The sequence below is a fragment of the Prodigiosinella confusarubida genome, assembly GCF_002847015.1.
GTDB lineage: Bacteria > Pseudomonadota > Gammaproteobacteria > Enterobacterales > Enterobacteriaceae > Prodigiosinella > Prodigiosinella aquatilis.
Genome location: NZ_CP025085.1, coordinates 1,605,118 through 1,628,653, shown reverse-complemented (window position 1 = coordinate 1,628,653; position 23,536 = coordinate 1,605,118). Strand labels below are relative to the sequence as shown.

General features: G+C 48.7%; 16 protein-coding genes, 1 tRNA gene and 3 rRNA genes. 10 read left to right on the top strand and 10 right to left on the bottom strand.

Going from position 1 to position 23,536, the window contains the following annotated elements:
• Positions 1 to 104: 104 nt before the first annotated feature.
• Positions 105 to 1,196: a tRNA/rRNA methyltransferase gene (locus tag CWC46_RS07450; RefSeq protein WP_021017498.1), complete on the bottom strand. Its 1,092-nt coding sequence runs from the start codon at positions 1,194 to 1,196 to the stop codon at positions 105 to 107.
• A gap of 237 nt (positions 1,197 to 1,433) precedes the next feature.
• On the opposite strand from CWC46_RS07450, the gene trxC reads away from it, so the two are divergent.
• The 4 genes from trxC to pssA all read left to right on the top strand — a co-directional run bounded on the left by trxC (position 1,434) and on the right by pssA (position 6,934).
• Positions 1,434 to 1,853, top strand: coding sequence for a thioredoxin TrxC (gene trxC / locus CWC46_RS07445; RefSeq protein ID WP_021017500.1), 420 nt, complete (start codon positions 1,434 to 1,436; stop codon positions 1,851 to 1,853).
• Positions 1,854 to 1,940: 87 nt separating this feature from the next.
• Complete coding sequence (locus CWC46_RS07440; RefSeq protein ID WP_021017501.1) at positions 1,941 to 2,657, top strand: tRNA-uridine aminocarboxypropyltransferase; 717 nt, start codon at positions 1,941 to 1,943, stop codon at positions 2,655 to 2,657.
• A gap of 103 nt (positions 2,658 to 2,760) precedes the next feature.
• Positions 2,761 to 5,424: a bifunctional acetate--CoA ligase family protein/GNAT family N-acetyltransferase gene (locus CWC46_RS07435; RefSeq protein WP_021017502.1), complete on the top strand. Its 2,664-nt coding sequence runs from the start codon at positions 2,761 to 2,763 to the stop codon at positions 5,422 to 5,424.
• A 157-nt stretch (positions 5,425 to 5,581) separates the two neighbouring features.
• Positions 5,582 to 6,934, top strand: coding sequence for a CDP-diacylglycerol--serine O-phosphatidyltransferase (gene pssA / locus CWC46_RS07430; RefSeq protein ID WP_416354396.1), 1,353 nt, complete (start codon positions 5,582 to 5,584; stop codon positions 6,932 to 6,934).
• A gap of 395 nt (positions 6,935 to 7,329) precedes the next feature.
• Here the strand turns inward: pssA and rrf are convergent.
• The 5 genes from rrf to gmhB form a co-directional block, all read right to left on the bottom strand.
• A 5S ribosomal RNA gene (gene rrf / locus CWC46_RS07425) occupies positions 7,330 to 7,445 on the bottom strand.
• A 111-nt stretch (positions 7,446 to 7,556) separates the two neighbouring features.
• Positions 7,557 to 10,566 (bottom strand): 23S ribosomal RNA (locus CWC46_RS07420).
• Between the two features lie 339 nt (positions 10,567 to 10,905).
• Positions 10,906 to 10,981: transfer RNA gene (locus CWC46_RS07415), tRNA-Glu, on the bottom strand.
• 81 nt (positions 10,982 to 11,062) lie between these two features.
• A 16S ribosomal RNA gene (locus tag CWC46_RS07410) occupies positions 11,063 to 12,605 on the bottom strand.
• Together the 16S, 23S and 5S rRNA genes with 1 tRNA gene alongside form the textbook arrangement of a ribosomal RNA operon.
• Positions 12,606 to 12,977: 372 nt before the next feature.
• Positions 12,978 to 13,544, bottom strand: a complete 567-nt coding sequence (gene gmhB, locus CWC46_RS07405) for a D-glycero-beta-D-manno-heptose 1,7-bisphosphate 7-phosphatase (RefSeq protein ID WP_021017504.1) — start codon at positions 13,542 to 13,544, stop codon at positions 12,978 to 12,980.
• Between the two features lie 179 nt (positions 13,545 to 13,723).
• On the opposite strand from gmhB, the gene metN reads away from it, so the two are divergent.
• The 6 genes from metN to proS all read left to right on the top strand — a co-directional run bounded on the left by metN (position 13,724) and on the right by proS (position 19,335).
• The gene (gene metN, locus CWC46_RS07400; RefSeq protein ID WP_021017505.1) at positions 13,724 to 14,755 is read left to right on the top strand and encodes a methionine ABC transporter ATP-binding protein MetN; all 1,032 of its coding nucleotides are present in this window, start codon (positions 13,724 to 13,726) and stop codon (positions 14,753 to 14,755) included.
• Positions 14,748 to 15,401, top strand: a complete 654-nt coding sequence (locus tag CWC46_RS07395) for a methionine ABC transporter permease MetI (protein WP_021017506.1) — start codon at positions 14,748 to 14,750, stop codon at positions 15,399 to 15,401. Before metN ends, CWC46_RS07395 begins: the two co-directional genes overlap by 8 nt.
• A gap of 63 nt (positions 15,402 to 15,464) precedes the next feature.
• The gene (locus CWC46_RS07390; RefSeq protein WP_021017507.1) at positions 15,465 to 16,280 is read left to right on the top strand and encodes a MetQ/NlpA family lipoprotein; all 816 of its coding nucleotides are present in this window, start codon (positions 15,465 to 15,467) and stop codon (positions 16,278 to 16,280) included.
• 109 nt (positions 16,281 to 16,389) lie between these two features.
• Positions 16,390 to 16,794 (top strand): Rcs stress response system protein RcsF, encoded by a 405-nt coding sequence (gene rcsF / locus CWC46_RS07385; protein WP_021017508.1) that lies wholly within the window; start codon positions 16,390 to 16,392, stop codon positions 16,792 to 16,794.
• Positions 16,794 to 17,501, top strand: a complete 708-nt coding sequence (gene tsaA, locus CWC46_RS07380; RefSeq protein ID WP_021017509.1) for a tRNA (N6-threonylcarbamoyladenosine(37)-N6)-methyltransferase TrmO — start codon at positions 16,794 to 16,796, stop codon at positions 17,499 to 17,501. Before rcsF ends, tsaA begins: the two co-directional genes overlap by 1 nt.
• A 115-nt stretch (positions 17,502 to 17,616) precedes the next feature.
• Entirely contained in the window at positions 17,617 to 19,335 is a 1,719-nt protein-coding gene (gene proS, locus CWC46_RS07375; protein ID WP_021017510.1) for a proline--tRNA ligase, read from the top strand.
• Between the two features lie 92 nt (positions 19,336 to 19,427).
• Here the strand turns inward: proS and rpoS are convergent, their stop codons facing one another.
• The 4 genes from rpoS to truD form a co-directional block, all read right to left on the bottom strand.
• A complete protein-coding gene (gene rpoS / locus CWC46_RS07370) occupies positions 19,428 to 20,420 on the bottom strand; it encodes an RNA polymerase sigma factor RpoS (RefSeq protein WP_021017511.1) in 993 nt (330 codons plus the stop codon).
• Positions 20,421 to 20,473: 53 nt separating this feature from the next.
• The gene (nlpD, locus tag CWC46_RS07365; protein ID WP_037382529.1) at positions 20,474 to 21,472 is read right to left on the bottom strand and encodes a murein hydrolase activator NlpD; all 999 of its coding nucleotides are present in this window, start codon (positions 21,470 to 21,472) and stop codon (positions 20,474 to 20,476) included.
• Positions 21,473 to 21,730: 258 nt separating this feature from the next.
• On the bottom strand, positions 21,731 to 22,357 hold the full coding sequence (locus CWC46_RS07360; RefSeq protein ID WP_021017513.1) for a protein-L-isoaspartate(D-aspartate) O-methyltransferase: 627 nt from the start codon (positions 22,355 to 22,357) through the stop codon (positions 21,731 to 21,733).
• Positions 22,358 to 22,506: 149 nt separating this feature from the next.
• Positions 22,507 to 23,535 carry a tRNA pseudouridine(13) synthase TruD gene (truD, locus tag CWC46_RS07355; RefSeq protein WP_037382639.1) on the bottom strand — a complete coding sequence of 343 codons (1,029 nt, stop codon included), beginning with the start codon at positions 23,533 to 23,535 and terminating at the stop codon, positions 22,507 to 22,509.
• Position 23,536: the final 1 nt, after the last annotated feature.

Genomic DNA, 23,536 nt, shown 5'->3' with positions numbered 1-23,536 from the left:
GGAAAGGCATTCCTTCGGGGGAGCCTATCCTCATGCGTCATCTACTGCGGTAGGTGAATGATGCTAACTCCAGTGTCCTGGCTATTATCTGCTTTGCCAGCAAACTAATGGTGGTTCTGACGCCACCATTCCGCCAGCAGAATACCCGTTGCGACAGAAATATTCAGGCTTTCCACTTTTCCGGTACCGTCGATAGAGACTTTCATGTCTCCTTGCTGCCAGGCACTGTCAGAAAGACCATCACCTTCCTGCCCTAACACGATGACCATTTTGGCCGGCAGCGTTGTTTGGGATAATGCCGTCCCTTTATGGCTAGATGTCGTTACAATGGTATAGCCAGCTTGACGAAACTGAGACAGCACATCAATAAAATCATCGGCATTGATGGCTTTCACATGTTCCGCACCACCTTCCGCAGTACGTACCGCCGCACCGGACTCCAGCTGCGCCGCATCCTGAACCAGTACACCGTTCACACCAAAGTGCGCACAACTACGTATGATACCACCCAGATTATGTGGATTACCTACATCTTCCAATGCCAGTACGCAATCGGTCTCACTCACACTGTGCAAGTATTCACTTACATCCATACCATTACGTTTCTTGATCAGAAAACACACGCCACCGTGATGTTCAGTACCTGATGCTTTAGTTAGCTCGTCTTCTTCAACTACATGATAAGCTTTACGATTCGCCGCCATCCAACGCAGCGCATCACGGAAGCGCGGTGTGACTTCCTGCAGGAACCAGGCCCGGATAATCGCTTCTGGGCGACTTTTAAATAACGCCTGACAAGCATTTTCACCATATACGCGGGTTTCTTCCGCCCGTTGACGACGAATCTGCTCATGGTCAATCTGGCTTTTACCACCAATACCGCCATGATCCGGTGTTTCATCTGGTGCACGGGAGACGGTCTTCCACGGTGAATCATAACCCGTATTGTCATCACGACGCGCCGGACGTTCGCGATCACTGCTCTTCTCGCTAGGCCACTTTTCACGCCCTTTATCCTGACTTGCACCACGCGGTCCATTGTCACGCGACGAACGCGGATTTTTATCCCGCGATCCGCTATCATTACGACGGTTGTCTGTCGGACGTTTGTTTTTATTGTTTTTTTCGTCCCCATCATCGCTACGGACGTACATCACACGGACTTTGCCGTTTTTCCCACTGAATGAATCACTCATGTCTTTCTCCACCTACGCGCTGGGCGCGAAGATTACCTTATGTACACCGGCTTAGCTACCTGCTTGTCATAAAAGCCAACAACTATTGTAGCCATTGAATAAACCACCTTGTTCATACCGCGACCACTATCCATACTTATCCTACTCCAAGTTACCTGTTGTTGATCTTCTATTGCTCCACCGCATACTTTTATCAACAGCTCGCTTAATCAGCCCTTTATCATTTGAGGCCTTGTTATGAATACGGTATGTGCATCTTGTCACACAACAAACCGGCTACCTGAAGAACGTATTGACGATCATGCCAAATGTGGTCGATGTGGTATGCCGTTGTTCAGCGGCGAAGTGATCAATGCAACCGAAAAAACACTGGATAAATTATTGCAGGACGACCTACCGATAGTCGTAGATTTCTGGGCTCCTTGGTGCGGTCCTTGTGTCAGCTTTGCGCCCGTATTTACAAGCGTAGCCCAGGAAAATGGCAGCAAGGTTCGCTTCGTCAAGATAAATACCGAAGCCGAGCCAGCACTCGGTGCCCGTTTTCGTATTCGCAGTATTCCTACAATCATGCTCTTCAAGCAAGGCAAGCTGGTGGACATGGTGAATGGCGCTATGCCTAAAGCCCCTTTTGAAAAATGGCTGAGTGAATCGCTCTGATTCTCCCGTAAACCCGGTGCATTCGGTATGCCGGGCCTTTTGGTCCATTCGCCAGTGGTTTAGAATGACGCTTTTAAGCGGGATACTATGACCGAGAATGCCGTTCTTCGTTTACGCCAGCAACGTCTTGAGCAAGCCACGCGCCCTTTCCGCGCGCGTGGTTGTCGGGTAATACGCTGTCAGCGCTGTCTGTTACCCGTAGCCAACTGTTTGTGCCATACCATTCATTCTCAATCATCCCGCAGCCGCTTTTGTCTGGTCATGTTTGATACCGAACCGCTGAAACCCAGTAATACCGGCCGCCTGATTGCCGATATTCTGCCAGATACCCAGGCTTTTCTCTGGTCGCGTACCGATCCGGATCCCCTTCTGCTAAACGCAATCAAGAACCCCGACTATCAGCCTTATCTGGTGTTTCTGGCTGATAAAAATGAAACAGGGAGACAGGTGCTTCATCAATTACCGGCGCAAGGTAAACCACCGTTATTTATCCTATTGGATGCCACCTGGCCAGAAGCGCGAAAGATGTTTCGTAAAAGCCCTTATCTGGATCCATTACCGATATTGTCATTGGACGTTGATGCAATCTCACGCTATCAACTACGGGAGGCCAGCAGCGCCGGACAGCACTGTACCGCCGAAATCGCGATCGCATTGTTGCAGCAAGCTGACGATACACTGGCATCCAGTGCGTTGGCAGAACATTTTGATCGTTTCAGAAAACATTATCTGGCCGGTAAAGCCAATCATGCCCCACGGGAAATTCCACCAGTTGTCACAGCAATACCGACAGAAAGCGTTTAATATCTATTAATTAGGCAGTACGTGATCACAATGAATGTACAACTCACCAGATCACTCGCCATCGTGAAACACTGCCCGGTCTTTATCCTGACAGGAGCGATTTATGAGCCAGCGCGGGTTAGAAGCACTATTACGTCCCAAATCAATAGCCGTTCTTGGCGCATCAGAAAAACCGGGGCGGGCAGGGTTTCTTATGATGCGCAATTTGCTGGATGGTAATTTCAGCGGACCGGTGTTACCGGTTACACCAAAATATCGCGCTGTCTGTGGCGTACTGGCTTATCCTGATGTTGCCAGTCTTCCCATGACACCGGATCTCGCTGTCATTTGTACCCGTGCCGACCGTAATCTGCTCTTGTTGGAAGATTTGGGAAAACACGGTTGTAAAACTGTCATCATACTGTCGGCACCTCCGGTACAATTCAGTGAACTCAAGGCCTGCGCCACCCTGTATCATATGCGACTGTTGGGCCCCAACAGTCTCGGGCTACTGGCCCCCTGGCAGGGACTTAACGCCAGTTTTTCACCCGTTCCGATAATAAAAGGAAAGCTGGCATTTATTTCGCAATCAGCGGCAGTATCCAATACCATTCTTGACTGGGCACAACAGAGGGGTATCGGCTTCTCTTACTTCATCGCGCTAGGTGACAGCATCGACATCGACGTAGATGACTTGCTGGATTTTCTAGCCCGTGACAGCAAAACCAGCGCTATTTTGCTACATCTGGAACAGATCAGCGATGCGCGGCGTTTTCTTTCTGCTGCCCGCAGCGCTTCACGCAACAAGCCCATTTTGGTGATCAAAAGTGGGCGTAGTCAGCAGGCACAACAACTTCTCCACGGTACCCGTCAAGGATTGGATGCTGCCTATGATGCAGCCATTCAACGTGCAGGGTTACTACGCGTCAGGGATACACATGAGCTATTTTCCGCAGTAGAAACCCTCAGTCACTTGCGACCACTACGAGGTGAGCGTTTACTACTGATCAGTAATGGAGCCTCTCCGGCGGCTCAAGCACTTGACCAACTTCTCAGCCGACAGGGAAAACTGGCGCTGATAAACGAAGCCACACAACAGGCATTGCAAGAAGCGCTGCCTGATTCCGTGTCTGTCGGTAATCCGCTTGATCTACGTGATGATGCTACTGCCGAACGCTATCTGGCCGCATTGACGATCCTGTTGGATAATGATGACTATGATGCCTTACTGATCATTCATGCCCCAAGTGCTGCCGCGCCAGGTACCGAAAGCGCAGAAAAAATGATTCATTTGCTCCAGCAGCATCCACGCGGCAAACGGATGACAATTTTAACCAACTGGTGTGGCGAGTTCTCCTCGCAGGAAGCACGTCGTTTGTTCAATAGGGCAGGTATTCCTACTTATCGGACACCCGAAGGTGCAGTGACAGCATTTATGCATATTGTCGAATACCGGCGGAACCAGAAACAACTGATGGAAACACCGGTATTGCCACAAGATCTCACGGCCAATACTGGTGAAGCCCATAAGCTTATCTGCCAAGCTCTGAAAGAGGGAGCCACACAGCTCGATACGCATGAAGTACAGCCTATACTGAAATCCTATGGACTGAATACACTGCCTACCTGGATCGCTGGCGACAGTACTGAAGCCGTCTACATCGCGGAAAAAATTGGTTATCCGGTCGCAATCAAGCTGAGATCCCCAGACATTGCGCACAAATCAGAAGTACAGGGAGTCATGCTCTATTTAGGCACTGCCCGCGAGGTACAGCAGGCTGCCGATGCAATGTTGGAACGGGTTAAGCGTACCTATCCACAGGCCCGAATATACGGTCTGCTAGTGCAGAGAATGGCAAATCGTGCCGGTGCGCAGGAATTGAGGGTCGCGGTAGTACAAGACGCCGTTTTCGGCCCTCTGATCATGCTGGGTGAAGGTGGTGTGGAATGGCACAATGAGACACAGGCTGCAGTGGCATTGCCCCCATTAAACATGACACTGGCCCGCTACCTGATCATGCAGGCACTGAAAAATGGTAAAATACGCGGGCACAGCGCCCTCAAACCGTTAGATATTCCCTCATTGAGTCGCCTGCTGGTACAGGTATCCAACCTTATTCTTGACTGTCCGGAAATTTCCCGTCTTGATATCCATCCCTTGTTGGCCTCAGGGGACGAATTCACGTTACTGGACGTGACACTACACATCTCGCCCTTTAGCGGCGATCCACAATCAAGACTATCAATCAGACCTTATCCGCAGCAACTAGAGGAAATCGTCACATTAAAAAATGAGACGACCTGCCTGTTCCGCCCTATTCTGCCTGAAGATGAACCGCTGCTGAAAAATTTTATCAGCAAAGTGACCAAAGAGGATCTTTACTACCGGTATTTCAGTGAAATCAATGAGTTTAGCCATGAAGACCTAGCCAATATGACCCAAATTGACTACGATCGAGAAATGGCATTTGTCGCTCTCCGGCCAACTGATGCAGGACCAGAAATTATCGGTGTTAGCCGTGCCATTTCCGATCCCGATAATACTGACGCAGAGTTTGCGGTTTTGGTTCGTTCTGATTTAAAAGGACTGGGATTAGGCAGACACCTGATGGAAAAGCTAATTCACTATGCTGATGTTCATGGGCTGGAGAAACTTACCGGCATTACCATGCCCCATAATCAGGGCATGTTGACACTGGCAAAGAAACTGGGTTTTTCTCTCGATGTCCAGTTGGAAGAAGGGATCGTTTCTTTAGAATTGCTGTTAAATACACCACATCAAATGTGATATAGCCCCTTGTATAGCAAACGATATGCTATCAATGGTAAAACTTGCTCACAACAGCCGGAAAGTAATGGTATTATCGCCCGATTCAACTATACGTTAATGTTCACCATGACCAGGCATGGTCATAACACGATGAGAGAAGAACCGCACTGTGATGTTGTCAAAATTAAAGCGTAATCAATACCAACAACACCTTGCACAACTGCCTAAAATCCCCCAGTCAGCTGACAATGTACAGACGCTTCATAGTCCAGCACTTTTTCGCACCACGCTCATAAACACGATTCTTGCCGCCAAGAAACGTGTTTATTTAGTGGCGCTCTATCTGGAACATGATGATGGTGGTAAAGCAATTCTTTCTGCACTCTATCAGGCAAAGCGGCAATGTCCTGAACTGGACATTCGAGTGCTGGTTGACTGGCACCGCGCACAACGCGGGCGCATTGGTGCCAAAGCAGTTAACACCAACGCCGATTGGTACTGTGAGATGGCACAGCAAAATACTGATGCCAGCTTCCCGGTTTATGGCGTTCCGGTGAACACTCGAGAAGCGTTAGGTGTGCTCCATCTTAAAGGTTTCATCATTGACGACACCGTACTTTATAGCGGAGCTAGTCTGAACGACGTTTATCTGAACAGTCATGATAAATATCGTTATGACCGCTATCAGCTTATCTGTAATCCTGCGCTTGCTGACACTATGAGCCACTATGTAAACGATTTACTGATGGCACCGGCAATACAACGGCTTGATTACGAAACTCGACCTAAAACGATTGAAATCAAAAATGAAATCCGCCAATTCCGTCAATCATTACGCACCGCGTTTTATCGGATTCCAGCCTATAACGATACTGGCGATACGCTAACGGTCACACCACTGGTAGGATTGGGGAAAAACAGTCCATTAAATAAAACAATTCATCATTTGATGTACTGTTGTGAACAGCATCTGGTGATGTGTACGCCTTACTTTAATCTGCCAACGCTGCTAGTCAGAAACATCATTCGGCTGCTGCGTGATGGTAAGAAGGTAGAAATCATCATCGGTGACAAAACCGCAAACGATTTTTTTATTCCAGAAGACCAACCCTTTAAAATTATCGGTGCCTTGCCATATCTGTATGAAATCAACTTGCGACGTTTCCTCAGCCGCCTGCAGAAATATATTGATAGTTCGCAGTTGGTCGTTCGCCTGTGGACAGACGCGGACAACAGTTTTCACTTGAAAGGTATGTGGGTCGATGATGAATGGCAACTACTGACGGGTAATAACCTTAATCCCCGAGCTTGGCATCTTGATCTTGAGAATGCCATCCTTATTCATGATCCCTGCCAATTACTGTCAGAACAACGAATGCAGGAACTGGAATGTATTCGCTCTCACTCGACTATTGTTCGTCATTATCAAGAACTCGAAGGCATTGCACAATATCCGGTTAAAGTACGTAAACTAATTCGGCGATTGCGCCGGGTTCGTATAGACAAGCTGATTAGCCGTCTCCTTTAGCCCATAAATAAACCTCGTATCTACGGGGTTTATTTATATACAAAGAAACGAAATCAAACTTCCCCGTATTTTTGCCGTGTCACTTTAATATTTTGGATAAATCCAGATAGCATCTAATTTATAAGTCTCGCAAATATTAAAAATCATGAGAAAAAATCCCAAATTACGTTAATGGTTTTAATTTTTTATCTCTGACTGTTTGCCGTCTGTAGACTAGGTACTAAATTTGAAAGCAAAAACCCACAATATCCACTGAAGGTTTGCCGTTATTTGATACTGACCCGGCGACAGCATGCAGCATGCTGGGCAGTTATCCCACCGCGCATGCCGGCTGCATCAACACTACCGACGTGAAAAAGCCCTCTGCTTTCACAGAGGGCTTCGTCTTGTTGAATGCCTGGCAGTTCCCTACTCTCACATGGGGAGACCCCACACTACCATCGGCGCTACGGCGTTTCACTGCTGAGTTCGGCATGGGGTCAGGTGGGACCACCGCGCTATCGCCGCCAGGCAAATTCTGTTTCATCCCGACCGTCACACTTCCGCGCAACCATCAGAACCAATCTCGGAACATCGCTGAAAATATCTTTGCGTCTCTCGTCCAAAACACCTTCGGTGTTGTAAGGTTAAGCCTCTCGGGTCATTAGTACTGGTCAGCTCAACGCATCGCTGCGCTTACACACCCAGCCTATCAACGTCTTCGTCTTAAACGTCCCTTCAGGGGCCTCTAAGGCCCAGGGAAGACTCATCTCGGGGCAAGTTTCCCGCTTAGATGCTTTCAGCGGTTATCTCTTCCGCACGTAGCTACCGGGCAATGCAATTGGCATCACAACCCGTACACCAGTGGTGCGTTCACTCCGGTCCTCTCGTACTAGGAGCAACCCCCCTCAATCTTCCAACGCCCACGGCAGATAGGGACCGAACTGTCTCACGACGTTCTAAACCCAGCTCGCGTACCACTTTAAATGGCGAACAGCCATACCCTTGGGACCTACTTCAGCCCCAGGATGTGATGAGCCGACATCGAGGTGCCAAACACCGCCGTCGATATGAACTCTTGGGCGGTATCAGCCTGTTATCCCCGGAGTACCTTTTATCCGTTGAGCGATGGCCCTTCCATTCAGAACCACCGGATCACTAAGACCTGCTTTCGCACCTGCTCGAGCCGTCACTCTCGCAGTCAAGCTAGCTTATGCCTTTGCACTAACCTCCTGATGTCCGACCAGGATTAGCTAACCTTCGTACTCCTCCGTTACTCTTTGGGAGGAGACCGCCCCAGTCAAACTACCCACCAGACACTGTCCGCAACCCGGTTCACGGGCCCACGTTAGAACATCAAACATCAAAGGGTGGTATTTCAAGGTTGGCTCCACGCAGACTGGCGTCCACGCTTCAAAGCCTCCCACCTATCCTACACATCAAGGCTCAAGGTTCAGTGTCAAGCTATAGTAAAGGTTCACGGGGTCTTTCCGTCTTGCCGCGGGTACACTGCATCTTCACAGCGAGTTCAATTTCACTGAGTCTCGGGTGGAGACAGCCTGGCCATCATTACGCCATTCGTGCAGGTCGGAACTTACCCGACAAGGAATTTCGCTACCTTAGGACCGTTATAGTTACGGCCGCCGTTTACCGGGGCTTCGATCAAGAGCTTCGCCTTGCGGCTTACCCCATCAATTAACCTTCCGGCACCGGGCAGGCGTCACACCGTATACGTCCACTTTCGTGTTTGCACAGTGCTGTGTTTTTAGTAAACAGTTGCAGCCAGCTGGTATCTGCGACTGCGCAACGCTCCGTCCGCCAGGGACTTCACCTCGCACAGCGTGCCTTCTCCCGAAGTTACGGCACCATTTTGCCTAGTTCCTTCACCCGAGTTCTCTCAAGCGCCTGAGTATTCTCTACCTGACCACCTGTGTCGGTTTGGGGTACGATTCGATGTTACCTGATGCTTAGGGGCTTTTCCTGGAAGCGTGGCATTTGTCACTTCGACACCGTAGTGCCTCGTCATCACGCCTCGGCGTTAATAGCGCTCCGGATTTGCCTGGAGCACCCACCTACACGCTTAAACCGGGACAACCGTCGCCCGGCCAACATAGCCTTCTCCGTCCCCCCTTCGCAGTAACACCCAGTACAGGAATATTAACCTGTTTCCCATCGACTACGCCTTTCGGCCTCGCCTTAGGGGTCGACTCACCCTGCCCCGATTAACGTTGGACAGGAACCCTTGGTCTTCCGGCGTGCGGGTTTTTCACCCGCATTATCGTTACTTATGTCAGCATTCGCACTTCTGATACCTCCAGCAATCCTCACAGACCACCTTCAACGGCTTACAGAACGCTCCCCTACCCAACAACGCCTAAGCGTCGCTGCCGCAGCTTCGGTGCATGGTTTAGCCCCGTTACATCTTCCGCGCAGGCCGACTCGACCAGTGAGCTATTACGCTTTCTTTAAATGATGGCTGCTTCTAAGCCAACATCCTGGCTGTCTGGGCCTTCCCACATCGTTTCCCACTTAACCATGACTTTGGGACCTTAGCTGGCGGTCTGGGTTGTTTCCCTCTTCACGACGGACGTTAGCACCCGCCGTGTGTCTCCCGTGATAACATTCTTCGGTATTCGTAGTTTGCATCGAGTTGGTAAGCCGGGATGGCCCCCTAGTCGAAACAGTGCTCTACCCCCGAAGATGACTTCACGAGGCGCTACCTAAATAGCTTTCGGGGAGAACCAGCTATCTCCCGGTTTGATTGGCCTTTCACCCCCAGCCACAAGTCATCCGCTAATTTTTCAACATTAGTCGGTTCGGTCCTCCAGTTAGTGTTACCCAACCTTCAACCTGCCCATGGCTAGATCACCGGGTTTCGGGTCTATACCTTGCAACTTGACGCCCAGTTAAGACTCGGTTTCCCTGCGGCTCCCCTATTCGGTTAACCTTGCTACAAAATATAAGTCGCTGACCCATTATACAAAAGGTACGCAGTCACCCCACCCCAAAGCACTCACCGCTTGTCTTGTGTGTTGGGCGTCGCAAAAGACGCGCCGCCACCGCGATGCTGCTGTTGCGGTGCCTTCATCACCAGAGAATGCTTTGGTGGTGGGGCTCCCACTGCTTGTACGTACACGGTTTCAGGTTCTGTTTCACTCCCCTCGCCGGGGTTCTTTTCGCCTTTCCCTCACGGTACTGGTTCACTATCGGTCAGTCAGGAGTATTTAGCCTTGGAGGATGGTCCCCCCATCTTCAGACAGGATATCTCGTGTCCCGCCCTACTCGTCGAACTCACAGCAAGCGCATCTTTGTGTACGGGACTATCACCCTGTACCGTGCGACTTTCCAGACGCTTCCACTGATGCACAAACTGATTCTGGTTCTGGGCTCTTCCCCGTTCGCTCGCCGCTACTGGGGGAATCTCGGTTGATTTCTTTTCCTCGGGGTACTGAGATGTTTCAGTTCCCCCGGTTCGCCTCATGTCACTATGGATTCATGACATGATAGTGTGTCGAAACACACTGGGTTTCCCCATTCGGGTATCGTCGGGTATAACGGTTCATATCACCTTGCCGACGCTTTTCGCAGATTAGCACGCCCTTCATCGCCTCTGACTGCCTAGGCATCCACCGTGTACGCTTAGTCGCTTAACCTCACAACCCGAAGGTGTTTCTTCTTTTCTGAATGGCTGCGCCTCATGAATACTGCGTTGTGCCGTACTCGGTATGCTCATGGACATCACGTCCACTGCGCTTCCTCCGTGCGGTACGCCTTGTCTTCATCGGGCTCGCTCATTCATCGATTCGGAATATCCGGGATGCGATTATTTGAGAGACTCTGATACAGCCAACTCCCGCCATCAAGGCAGGTTTCGCTGTATCGTTTCAATTTTCAGCTTGTTCCAGATTGTTAAAGAGCAAATAACATAAACCTGACTATCGCTAATCAGCTTTAGGTTATCGTCGACCGTGCCTTTCACCCACTGTCATTTTTGGCGTCCCCTAGGGGATTCGAACCCCTGTTACCGCCGTGAAAGGGCGGTGTCCTAGGCCTCTAGACGAAGGGGACACATCATGTCGGCTTCGCTGACGCGCGCTCTGTTTTCATCAGACAATCTGTGTGAGCACTTCACACAACGGCTATCTTTGGTAAGGAGGTGATCCAACCGCAGGTTCCCCTACGGTTACCTTGTTACGACTTCACCCCAGTCATGAATCACAAAGTGGTAAGCGCCCTCCCGAAGGTTAAGCTACCTACTTCTTTTGCAACCCACTCCCATGGTGTGACGGGCGGTGTGTACAAGGCCCGGGAACGTATTCACCGTAGCATTCTGATCTACGATTACTAGCGATTCCGACTTCATGGAGTCGAGTTGCAGACTCCAATCCGGACTACGACGCACTTTATGAGGTCCGCTTGCCCTCGCGAGTTCGCTTCTCTTTGTATGCGCCATTGTAGCACGTGTGTAGCCCTACTCGTAAGGGCCATGATGACTTGACGTCATCCCCACCTTCCTCCGGTTTATCACCGGCAGTCTCCCTTGAGTTCCCGCCATTACGCGCTGGCAACAAAGGATAAGGGTTGCGCTCGTTGCGGGACTTAACCCAACATTTCACAACACGAGCTGACGACAGCCATGCAGCACCTGTCTCTCAGTTCCCGAAGGCACAAAACTGTCTCCAGTCTCTTCTGAGGATGTCAAGAGTAGGTAAGGTTCTTCGCGTTGCATCGAATTAAACCACATGCTCCACCGCTTGTGCGGGCCCCCGTCAATTCATTTGAGTTTTAACCTTGCGGCCGTACTCCCCAGGCGGTCGACTTAACGCGTTAGCTCCGAAAGCCACGGCTCAAGGCCACAACCTTCAAGTCGACATCGTTTACAGCGTGGACTACCAGGGTATCTAATCCTGTTTGCTCCCCACGCTTTCGCACCTGAGCGTCAGTCTTCGTCCAGGGGGCCGCCTTCGCCACCGGTATTCCTCCAGATCTCTACGCATTTCACCGCTACACCTGGAATTCTACCCCCCTCTACGAGACTCTAGTCTGTCAGTTTTGAATGCAGTTCCCAGGTTAAGCCCGGGGATTTCACATCCAACTTAACAGACCGCCTGCGTGCGCTTTACGCCCAGTCATTCCGATTAACGCTTGCACCCTCCGTATTACCGCGGCTGCTGGCACGGAGTTAGCCGGTGCTTCTTCTGCGGGTAACGTCAATGAAACACTCTGTTAAAGTGCTCCCCTTCCTCCCCGCTGAAAGTACTTTACAACCCGAAGGCCTTCTTCATACACGCGGCATGGCTGCATCAGGGTTTCCCCCATTGTGCAATATTCCCCACTGCTGCCTCCCGTAGGAGTCTGGACCGTGTCTCAGTTCCAGTGTGGCTGGTCATCCTCTCAGACCAGCTAGAGATCGTCGCCTAGGTGAGCCATTACCTCACCTACCAGCTAATCCCATCTGGGTTCATCCAATGGCGTGAGGCCCTAAGGTCCCCCACTTTGGTCTTGCGACGTCATGCGGTATTAGCTACCGTTTCCAGTAGTTATCCCCCTCCATCAGGCAGATCCCCAGACATTACTCACCCGTCCGCCGCTCGCCGGCGGGGAAGCAAGCTTCCCCCCGCTGCCGCTCGACTTGCATGTGTTAGGCCTGCCGCCAGCGTTCAATCTGAGCCATGATCAAACTCTTCAATTTAAGATTTGTTTGATGTGCTTCCGAAGAAGCGATGCTCAAAGAATTTATAACTGTTTATTCGTAATGAATTTACTGTCAGTCACTCTTCAAGTCTTTTCGTATTGATTACGATAGGGTCCTGTGAGTGCCCACACAGATTGTCTGATTATATTGTTAAAGAGCGTTCGTCGCGGCGCTGCCGCCGACGTGAGGTCGCGTATACTACGCCATCCTCTTGCAGAGTCAACGAATAATTCGTTTTTCCCGGCCTGACTCTGCGTTGTGTTGTTCACCAGCGCCGGGTCAGTGGAGGCGCATTATAGGCACTTCTCCTGGCCTGACAAGGGGTAATTGCAAAAAAAATCACAAGTGCGTTTTTTTTCACCCCATCGTTTATTTACTGCGCTGTTTTATCGCGTTTGGCAGGTCGGCAAGACTATCAATTATCCAGTCAGCCAGTTTTTCACTCTCTTCCGTAATCGGTTTTCCGGTGCGAACTAAAACTTTGGTGCCTACACCCGCAGAAATTGCCGCCTGCATATCTTCTGCTTTATCCCCCACCATATAGGAAGCCGCCATATCGATATCTAAATGATGCTGTGCCGCTTCCAACATTCCTGGCTTAGGTTTACGACAATCACATTGCTGGCGATACTCATCACTGCCAACATCAGGATGATGAGGACAAAAATAGATGCCATCCAAATCAACACCACGATCAACCAAAGACCAATCCATCCACTCGGTCAACCGCATAAACTGATCTTCAGTGAATTTACCTCGTGCAATACCAGATTGATTCGTCACCAGAACCAAAGCAAACCCCATCCGCTTTAATTCAGACATGGCATCAATGACACCATCAATAAACTGGAATTGGTCGATTTCATGCACATACCCATGATCAACATTTATGGTACCGTCACGGTCAAGAAAGATTGCTGGAACGCTTTGTGCCACTTAAATTTGCTCCTGATAACGTAAATTACCGCGTAGTATCGCATGTTTTCATCTTCAGAGAGAATGACGGCCATGACAATCTCCATTGACTTAGACGTCTAGACGCCTTAACATCCCGTCCACATTCTGGCCTGTATATAATGATATTTATCCGGCCACCGTTATTATCGATAAAATTTATGATAGAAATTTCTAATATTACCAAGACGTTCCCGCAGAACGGACGAACGATTACCGCACTCGACGACGTGAGTCTTCGCGTTCCTGCTGGGCAAATATATGGTGTAATTGGTGCTTCCGGAGCGGGTAAAAGCACATTGATTCGCTGTGTAAATTTGCTGGAGCGTCCGACTCAGGGAAAGGTATTGGTTGATGGGCAGGATCTGACTCAATTGTCAGAAAGCCAGCTAACGCGAGCTCGTCGCCAGATTGGCATGATTTTCCAACACTTCAATCTGCTTTCCTCACGAACTGTTTTTGGCAATGTGGCATTACCACTTGAACTGGATAATATGCCTAAAGCAGAAATCAAACAGCGCATACATAATTTACTGGAGTTGGTCGGTCTGTCGGATAAACACGATGTCTATCCAACAAATCTTTCTGGCGGACAAAAACAGCGAGTAGCCATTGCCAGGGCGCTGGCTAGCGCGCCTAAAGTGCTGTTATGCGATGAAGCCACCAGCGCACTGGATCCGGCAACCACACGCTCTATTCTTGAACTGCTGAAAGACATTAACCGTCGTCTGGGATTAACAATTTTACTGATCACCCATGAAATGGATGTCGTGAAACGCATTTGTGACCAGGTCGCCATTATTAGTGATGGTCGTCTGATTGAGCAGGACACGGTAAGTGAGGTTTTCTCTCATCCCAAGACACCCTTGGCACAAACGTTTATTCAGTCAACGCTACATCTGGATATTCCTGATGACTATCTGGAACGGATGATGCCAACACCCAAGCTGGGAAGTTTACCATTGTTGCGTATGGAGTTTACCGGCCAATCGGTTGATGCACCTTTGCTGTCTGAAATAGCCCGACGCTTTAATATCAACAACAACATTATCAGTGCTCAGATGGACTACGCCGGTGGCGTGAAATTCGGCATCATGCTGGCAGAAATGCACGGCGAAGTAGCAGATACTACTGCCGCAATTCAGTTCCTGAAAGATCACCATGTAAATATCGAGGTATTGGGTTATGTCTGAAGCAATGATCTGGTTACTTGCCCGCGGTGTCTGGGAAACCGTAATCATGACGCTTGTTTCCGGTTTTTTTGGCTTTGTACTTGGATTACCTGTTGGTGTTCTTCTTTATATCACCCGTCCAGGGCAAATTATCGCCAACCCTAAAATCTACCGTAGCATCTCCGCGCTGGTAAATATTTTCCGCTCGATTCCATTCATCATTTTACTCGTTTGGATGATTCCATTTACCCGTATAATTGTCGGTACAGCTATCGGGCTACAAGCGGCAATGGTTCCATTAACTGTCGGTGCAGCGCCGTTTATTGCCCGCATGGTAGAAAATGCGCTGTTGGAAATTCCGACCGGTTTAATTGAGGCGGCCCGGGCGATGGGAGCCACACCGATGCAAATAATCAAAAAAATATTGTTACCCGAAGCGCTACCAGGGTTGATCAATGCTGCCACCATCACATTGATAACGCTGGTGGGCTATTCTGCTATGGGAGGCGCGGTCGGTGCTGGCGGATTAGGTCAGATTGGTTACCAGTACGGCTATGTCGGGTATAACGCCACAATAATGAATATCGTATTAGTATTGTTAGTTATTTTGGTTTATCTAATTCAATTCTGTGGTGATAAGGCAGTACGGGCAGTCACACACAAGTAATTGTTCAATAGCCATGCACTCATCAAGTGCGTGATGGAAAGACTCTGAAGCTGAGGTAAGGAAATGGCAATTAAATTGAAATCTATCGCTACTGTTGGTGCCTTGATTGGTGTATTGGCATTAGCCGGTTGTGATCAGAAACAAAAAGATCCCAACCACATAAAAGTGGGCGTTATCGTTGGTGCCGAGCAACAAGTCGCTGAAGTTGCACAAAAAGTTGCTAAAGATAAATATGGGCTGGACGTTGAGCTGGTTACCTTCAACGACTACGTTTTACCTAACGAGGCGCTAAGCAAAGGAGATATTGATCTCAATGCATTCCAGCATAAACCTTACCTCGATCAGCAAATCAAGGATCGTGGTTATAAACTGGTTCCGGTTGGTAACACCTTTGTCTATCCCATTGCCGGTTACTCTAAAAAGATCAAATCTCTGGACGAACTGCAAAACGGTGCACAAATTGCGCTGCCAAATGATCCAACCAATCTAGGACGCTCACTATTACTGCTGCAAAAAGTGGGGTTAATTAAACTGAAAGATAACGTCGGACTGATGCCAACAGCACTAGATGTGACAGAAAACCCGAAAAATCTGAAGTTGGTTGAACTGGAAGCGCCACAATTGCCGCGATCACTGGATGACAACCAAATTGCGCTAGCAGTGATTAATACTACCTATGCTAGCCAGATTAACCTGACACCTGCCAAAGATGGTTTGTTCGTGGAAGACAAAGACTCTCCATATGTCAATCTACTCGTCGCTCGTGAAGATAACAAAGATGCCGAAAATGTAAAAAAATTCGTGCAAGCTTATCAATCTGAAGAAGTGAACCAGGCAGCAAATAAAATCTTTAACGGTGGTGCAGTTAAAGGCTGGTAAACTCACACTTACGTCATGTAAATAAATAACAAGACGGGCTTTAGCCCGTCTTGTTATTTATTTAATAGCTTGCTTCAATAGCCTCACCTAAAAAACCAGAGGGAAACCTATGCGTTCTATACTCTTTCTGATGTTAGCCTTTTCGCTGACCGGATGTTCTCTGCTAAATAAATCGACGCACCCAGCGCCCAAACAGCCAGTTCATACAGCCACTGAACACTCTCCCAAAGCCAAACCGGTTTACCGCCCAGTACACGCTGTTCTGTATAAAAATGCCGAAGAGCTAGTCGGTAAACCATTCCGTGATATGGGGGAAGTTTCAGGATCATCTTGTCAGGTAAGCGCTCGGGACACACCACCCAACATAGCCAGTGCACAGAAAAGAATGCAAAGTCGTGCTGCGGCTATGAAGGCAAACGCGGTTTTGTTGCATGACTGTCAGATCGTCAGCAGTATTGCAGGTTGTTATCGTCAGGCAATTTGCCAAGGTACAGCACTGAAAGTTTCTGAATAATGAGCCAATTCATCTTCAATCAGATCGGTGTGATCCGCTCACCTTATAAAGAGAAATTCGCCGTTCCACGACAACCCGGTCTTATTGAAGATGGTGGTGGCGAGTTGTACCTTACTCCGCCTTACAACCACCCGGAAACAGTGCGTGGACTTGGTGACTTTAGCTATATATGGTTGCTCTTTATTTTTCACCAAACATTGAATGCCGGTTGGCATCCTACAGTGCGCCCCCCACGGCTCGGCGGGAATACTCGTGTTGGTGTATTCTCCTCTCGGTCAACATTCCGCCCCAATCCTATTGGTATGTCACTGGTTAAATTAAAATCCATTCGTATTGAAAAAGATGTTGTTGCCCTTGAGTTAGGCAGCCTTGATCTGATTGATGGAACGCCCGTTATTGACATCAAGCCTTATATTCCCTTTGCAGAAAGTAAACCACAGGCAAAAGCAGGCTTTGCCCAATTGGCACCAGCGACAGACATGTCAGTAACTTTTACGCCTTTAGCAGAACAACAACTTGCGGCCTGTCAGCACAAATATCCCTATTTACGCCGTTTTATAACTCAAGTGCTGGCACAGGATCCTCGTCCCGCTTATCGCAAAAATGTGGCAGACTCGAGAGAATATGCCGCATTACTGTTAGAATTTAACGTCCGATGGCGGATAACTGACGAGCAAACAGAAGTAATATGCCTGGACCCGAGCTAAAAACCCCGGTCTTCTCTTTTGAGTAACCGTTCACACTGGTAAACTAGGCCACTTTTTATGTCTTCGGCTGAATTGCAGCCAATGATATCTATCGTTCTGACGGAACTAAAACATCATGCGTACAAGTCAATATTTGCTCTCCACATTGAAGGAGACTCCCGCCGATGCAGAAGTCATCAGCCATCAGCTAATGCTGCGTGCCGGGATGATTCGTAAACTGGCCTCAGGGCTTTACACGTGGTTGCCGACCGGATTACGGGTTCTGAAAAAAGTCGAAAACATTGTGCGAGAAGAAATGGATAACGCCGGTGCTATCGAGATATCCATGCCTGTCGTCCAACCTGCAGATTTATGGCAGGAAAGTGGCCGTTGGGAACAATACGGCCCAGAATTACTTCGTTTTGTCGATCGCGGAGATCGCCCGTTTGTCCTGGGCCCAACACATGAAGAAGTGATTACCGATCTGATCCGCAATGAAATCAGCTCGTACAAACAGTTGCCACTGAATTTTTACCAAATTCAGACTAAATTCCGTGATGAAGTCCGCCCACGTTTTGGTGTAATGCGCGCTCGTGAATTTTTGATGAAAGATGCCTATTCCTTTCATACATCACAGGAATCGTTACAGGTGACTTACGATGCCATGTATGCCGCATATAGTAAGATTTTCAGCCGTATGGATCTGGATTTCCGTGCAGTACAGGCTGATACCGGCTCTATTGGAGGCAACGCATCCCACGAATTCCAGGTTCTGGCTGGCAGTGGAGAAGACGATATCGTCTTTTCCACGGAGTCCGCATATGCCGCTAACATTGAACTGGCAGAAGCAGTTGCCCCCATGGCAACACTCGCAGCAGCAACGGAAGAACTGCGACTGATCGATACACCGAACACGAAAACCATCGCGGAACTGGTTGAACAATTCAATGTACCAATAGAAAAAACGGTCAAAACTCTGCTAGTCAAAGCTACCGAAGAAAGTGGACATAAGCTGGTGGCACTGCTAGTTCGTGGCGATCACGAACTCAATGAAGTGAAAGCCGAAAAATTTGAGCCGATTGCCAACCCGTTGACATTCGCCACTGAAGAAGAGATCCGTGCCACCATAGGCGCTGGTCCAGGTTCTCTAGGCCCGGTTAACTTACCGGTTCCGGTGATTATTGACCGCACGGTGGCGGCGATGAGTGACTTTAGCGCTGGTGCCAATATCGATGGTAAGCACTATTTTGGTATCAACTGGGAACGCGATATGGCATTGCCACAAGTTGCCGATATCCGCAATGTCGTTGAAGGAGACAGAAGCCCGGATGGTAAAGGCACGCTGTTGATCAAACGCGGTATTGAAGTAGGCCATATATTCCAACTTGGTACAAAATACGCCGAAGCGCTGAAAGCCACAGTGCAAGGTGAAGATGGACGTAATCAGATCCTGACAATGGGGTGCTACGGTATTGGCGTTAGCCGCGTTATCGCCGCTGCTATTGAGCAAAATCATGATGACCGCGGTATTATCTGGCCAGAAGCGATTGCGCCGTTCCATGTGGCTATCCTGCCAATGAATATGCATAAATCCTTCCGTGTGCAGGAAATGACGGAAAGTATTTATCAGCAGTTACGGGCTAAAGGAGTTGATGTTTTGTTGGATGACCGTAAAGAACGTCCTGGGGTGATGTTTGCCGATATGGAGCTGATCGGGATCCCACATACCATCGTTATCGGTGACCGTAACCTTGATAACGAAGAGGTTGAATACAAGAATCGCCGTAACGGCGAGAAACAGATGCTTAAAACCAGTGAAATTGTGGATTTTCTGCTGGCGCGGATTTTCCATTAATCCACTGTTTATCACTGAATAGTCGCTAAGCGTAGTATAAAAAATGGTGGGTAACCCCACCATTTTTTATTTTTCAGAACAGCCAGTGAACATTATTCACGAAACAGCTCTTCAATATCCAATCCTTGTACCTGCAATATTTCACGCAGACGCCGCAATCCCTCAACCTGAATCTGGCGAACACGCTCGCGTGTTAATCCGATTTCACGACCAACATCTTCCAGCGTAGCGGCTTCATACCCCAGCAAGCCAAAACGACGAGCCAGAACTTCACGCTGCTTGGCGTTCAGCTCAAACAACCATTTAACGATATTTTGCTTCATATCGTTATCCTGAGTTGTATTTTCAGGTCCGTTATCTTTTTCGTCTGCCAGAATATCCAGTAACGCTTTTTCCGAATCCCCACCCAATGGAGTATCAACGGAAGTAATGCGCTCATTCAAGCGTAGCATGCGGTTAACGTCATCAACCGGTCTATCGAGCTGTTCGGCAATTTCTTCCGCACTCGGCTCATGATCCAGTTTATGAGATAATTCACGCGCGGTACGAAGGTAAACATTAAGTTCTTTAACGATGTGAATAGGCAAACGAATAGTGCGAGTCTGATTCATAATTGCTCGCTCTATGGTCTGCCGAATCCACCAAGTAGCGTAGGTTGAAAAGCGGAATCCTCTTTCCGGATCAAATTTTTCAACTGCCCGAATCAGACCGAGATTTCCCTCTTCTATCAGGTCAAGCAGTGCCAGTCCGCGGTTGTTGTAACGGCGGGCAATTTTCACCACCAACCGCAGGTTGCTTTCGATCATACGGCGGCGTGATGATACATCACCACGCAACGCGCGCCGGGCAAAATAAACCTCTTCTTCAGCGGTTAAAAGAGGTGAATAGCCAATCTCTCCTAAATAGAGTTGCGTTGCATCTAAAACTCGCTGGACAACACTTTGTGATAGCAACTCATCTTCTTGCGAGTCATTATCATTAGTCTCTTCTTCTGTCAGCGCTTTGTCATCAAATACATCAATTCCATTCTCGTCGAAATCAGTATCTTCATGTAACTCGTTAACTTTCAGCGTACTTTGGCTCATAAGTGGCTCCTACCCGTGATCCCATGGCAGAATACCGAAATACCCTGCCCGATTTATCGCTGCGAAAGAAAACGCAGCGGGTTTACGGATTTCCCCTTGTAACGAATTTCAAAATGTAAGCGTACTGAACTGGTTCCGGTGCTACCCATAGTAGCGATTTTTTGCCCCGCCTTTACCTCTTGTTGTTCCCGGACCAGCATGGTTTCGTTATGGGCATAGGCGCTCAGGTAGTCATCATTATGTTTGATGATTATCAGATTACCGTAACCGCGCAACGCGTTGCCCGCATACACTACACGCCCGCCAGCGGTAGCGACTACAGGTTGCCCACGTGAGCCAGCGATATCAATCCCTTTATTTCCCCCCTCAGCGGCTGAGAAATTATCTATGACTTTCCCTTCTGTAGGCCAACGCCAACCAGTGATAGCAACATTACTGCTGCTGGGTACTGGCCTCGGTTCGGCAACAGGAGCCGACGCCCCTGCCTTGGGTAACATCTTACCCACATTCTTTTTACCCGAATTTCCAGAATACGCATTAGTCGATTGAGAATCAACCTGAGAAGTTTGCATCTGCCCATTTCTGGTTGCATTCACAGGTAACATGTGACCACTATTACTGGCCATTACCTGTGAAGCATTAGCGTTCATATTGTTGCCCAGCGTCAGTGTCTGGCCGACATTCAGACTATAAGGTTCTGAAATGCCATTGCGCTGAGCCAGCTCCCGGTAATCATTACCGCTGATCCAGGCAATATAAAACAGGGTATCGCCGCGCTTGACGATATAGTTAGTACCGGTATAACTGCCTTTCGGAATATTACTGTAGCTGCGGTTATAAACTATCTTGCCTTCATGAGTGGTAATATTGGAAGAGCTTGGCGAAGTAATGCGCGGAGTCGGAGAAGACATCATGCCTCCCCGACTTCCAGTGCCACCATCCACACTGCTGATCGGTGCCGATCGATTGTTACTGTTAGAACAACTAGCTAATCCTGCAACAATAACCATACATGCAGCGATCTGTTGCCAATTCATTATTTGGCCTCCCATGCGCCGAACTCCCCTATAACCATAAAATTTACTATTCTATCCAGCCAGTGATATCCCTCATCCGTAGAAAAGTCGCTGAACTCTGGTAATTTATTCTGTATTCAGAATGAGAAAATGTACTTTTTCATCAAGGCATACAAGCCAATCTAAGAAATAATGCAATTCTGTGATGCTAGCGATATCAACAAATTAGTACAATAAACACGTGTGTTGAAATCTTAAAGGCTGAGAACATTTAAATGATGATTTGCCACGGTATCAGGCAAGCTCACCTTTGACCAGCGGAACAAACCTAACAGCTTCAACGGTCTGAACGATATATTCACCGTTATGGTGTTCTACCACCTGCAACATTTGCTGCTGTTCACCCACCGGTAATACCATAATGCCACCTTCATCGAGCTGCTCCATCAACGCGGTAGGAATTTCAGGTGGCGCAGCCGTGACGATTATGGCATCAAAAGGGCCTTTTGATGCCCAGCCTTGCCATCCATCACCATGACGTGTAGATACATTATGCAGATCGAGCTGTTTAAGGCGACGTTTGGCCTGCCACTGTAGTCCTTTAATACGCTCGACTGAACATACATGTTGAACCAGGTGAGCCAGAATTGCAGTTTGATAACCGGAACCCGTACCTATTTCCAATACTCTTGAAACTGGTGTTAACCGTAAGAGTTCGGTCATTCTGGCAACCATATAAGGCTGAGAGATCGTTTGGCCAAAACCTATTGGTAGCGCTGTATTTTCATAGGCTTTATGTTCAAAAGCCTCATCAACAAAGCGCTCCCGAGGTACGGCAGATACCGCCTGTAACAGACGCTCATCCTGAATCCCCTGCTGATGCAACTGCGCCAGCAACGTTTGCATACGCTTGTTTACCATTCCCCGCAAACCTCAGCGCTAGCTAACCTTATCAACGTATCTATCCTCTAAAGAAAGGGAATATATCTCTGTAACATCAAGAAAATATTCAGATATTCTAAAACTGAAAAAGGTAAACTCGTGTTGAATGAGGCAGTAATGTCTGCCGCCTACTGTGCCTGTAGCACAATTTCCCTTACTACGCTGGTGGCAAAACTTCCCGCTGGAAGCCAAAAGCGTAATTGAACCGTCATCTTATCCTGCCATTCCCACTGCAATTCCCGAGGATAAAGTAAAACGGCACGACGAGCGGGCTCTACCCGCTCACGCTGTAGTAATGACAGCAGCAATGGTTGTGTCTGCAGACACTGTTGCTCAAAGTCCAGAGCCGCATCTTGCGTACCTAACGCACCATCGCCAGGCAATGGCGCCGTAATCTGTAATGTGCCCTGTTCGACACGCTGCTGTAGAGCAGTTAGCTCATCCTTCTGCGCCACAAACCAACTGCCTCGACCCGTCAATTGTAAAGCATCACCGCAAAAGACCACTTTTTCCTGTTGCTGCGCCAAGCGGGCGCTGGTAACACAGTTAAAGAGTTCACTACGGCTGGCAGAAAGATAAAAGCTGCGTTTACTACGTTCTTTCACCAGAATGTCATTACTCGCCCAACGCCGGGCCTGATCAAGGTTATTGCCCTCGCGGCCAAACCGCTGACTACCGAAATAATTAGGCACGCCAGCAGTAGTAATACGTTGCAAACGATCTTCTACCGATTGTCGATCGCTGATGTGACGCAATACCAGCGTAAAGGTATTGCCTTGCAGCGCGCCTATACGCAGTTTACGACGGTGTCGAGCAGCCTCAAGAAGCTCACATCCTTCCAGTTCAAATGCCTGCAGATCCGGAGTTTCTTTTCCTGGTAAATGGAGACAAAACCATTGTTCAGTAACCGCATGACGATCCTTAAGACCGGCATAACTGACAGCACGCGCAGGAATATGAGCAAACTTTGCCAGCGCTTCAGCCACAAATACAGTATTACATCCCCGTTTGCGTATTCGTACCAACAGATGTTCGCCTTCGCCATCTGGTTGGAAACCGAGATCCTCGACCACAATAAAATCGTCAGCAGTGGATTTCATCATCCCTGTTGACTGTGGTTTTCCATGCAACCAGGTAAGCTCATCGGCAGTGTTCATC

Coding starts and splice junctions, on each gene's coding strand:
- CWC46_RS07450 (WP_021017498.1), bottom strand. CDS start 1,196: ATGAGTGATTCATTCAGTGGGAAAAACGGCAAAGTCCGTGTGATGTAC.
- trxC (WP_021017500.1), top strand. CDS start 1,434: ATGAATACGGTATGTGCATCTTGTCACACAACAAACCGGCTACCTGAA.
- CWC46_RS07440 (WP_021017501.1), top strand. CDS start 1,941: ATGACCGAGAATGCCGTTCTTCGTTTACGCCAGCAACGTCTTGAGCAA.
- CWC46_RS07435 (WP_021017502.1), top strand. CDS start 2,761: ATGAGCCAGCGCGGGTTAGAAGCACTATTACGTCCCAAATCAATAGCC.
- metN (WP_021017505.1), top strand. CDS start 13,724: ATGATAGAAATTTCTAATATTACCAAGACGTTCCCGCAGAACGGACGA.
- CWC46_RS07395 (WP_021017506.1), top strand. CDS start 14,748: ATGTCTGAAGCAATGATCTGGTTACTTGCCCGCGGTGTCTGGGAAACC.
- CWC46_RS07390 (WP_021017507.1), top strand. CDS start 15,465: ATGGCAATTAAATTGAAATCTATCGCTACTGTTGGTGCCTTGATTGGT.
- rcsF (WP_021017508.1), top strand. CDS start 16,390: ATGCGTTCTATACTCTTTCTGATGTTAGCCTTTTCGCTGACCGGATGT.
- tsaA (WP_021017509.1), top strand. CDS start 16,794: ATGAGCCAATTCATCTTCAATCAGATCGGTGTGATCCGCTCACCTTAT.
- proS (WP_021017510.1), top strand. CDS start 17,617: ATGCGTACAAGTCAATATTTGCTCTCCACATTGAAGGAGACTCCCGCC.
- rpoS (WP_021017511.1), bottom strand. CDS start 20,420: ATGAGCCAAAGTACGCTGAAAGTTAACGAGTTACATGAAGATACTGAT.
- nlpD (WP_037382529.1), bottom strand. CDS start 21,472: ATGGGAGGCCAAATAATGAATTGGCAACAGATCGCTGCATGTATGGTT.
- CWC46_RS07360 (WP_021017513.1), bottom strand. CDS start 22,357: ATGGTAAACAAGCGTATGCAAACGTTGCTGGCGCAGTTGCATCAGCAG.
- truD (WP_037382639.1), bottom strand. CDS start 23,535: ATGAACACTGCCGATGAGCTTACCTGGTTGCATGGAAAACCACAGTCA.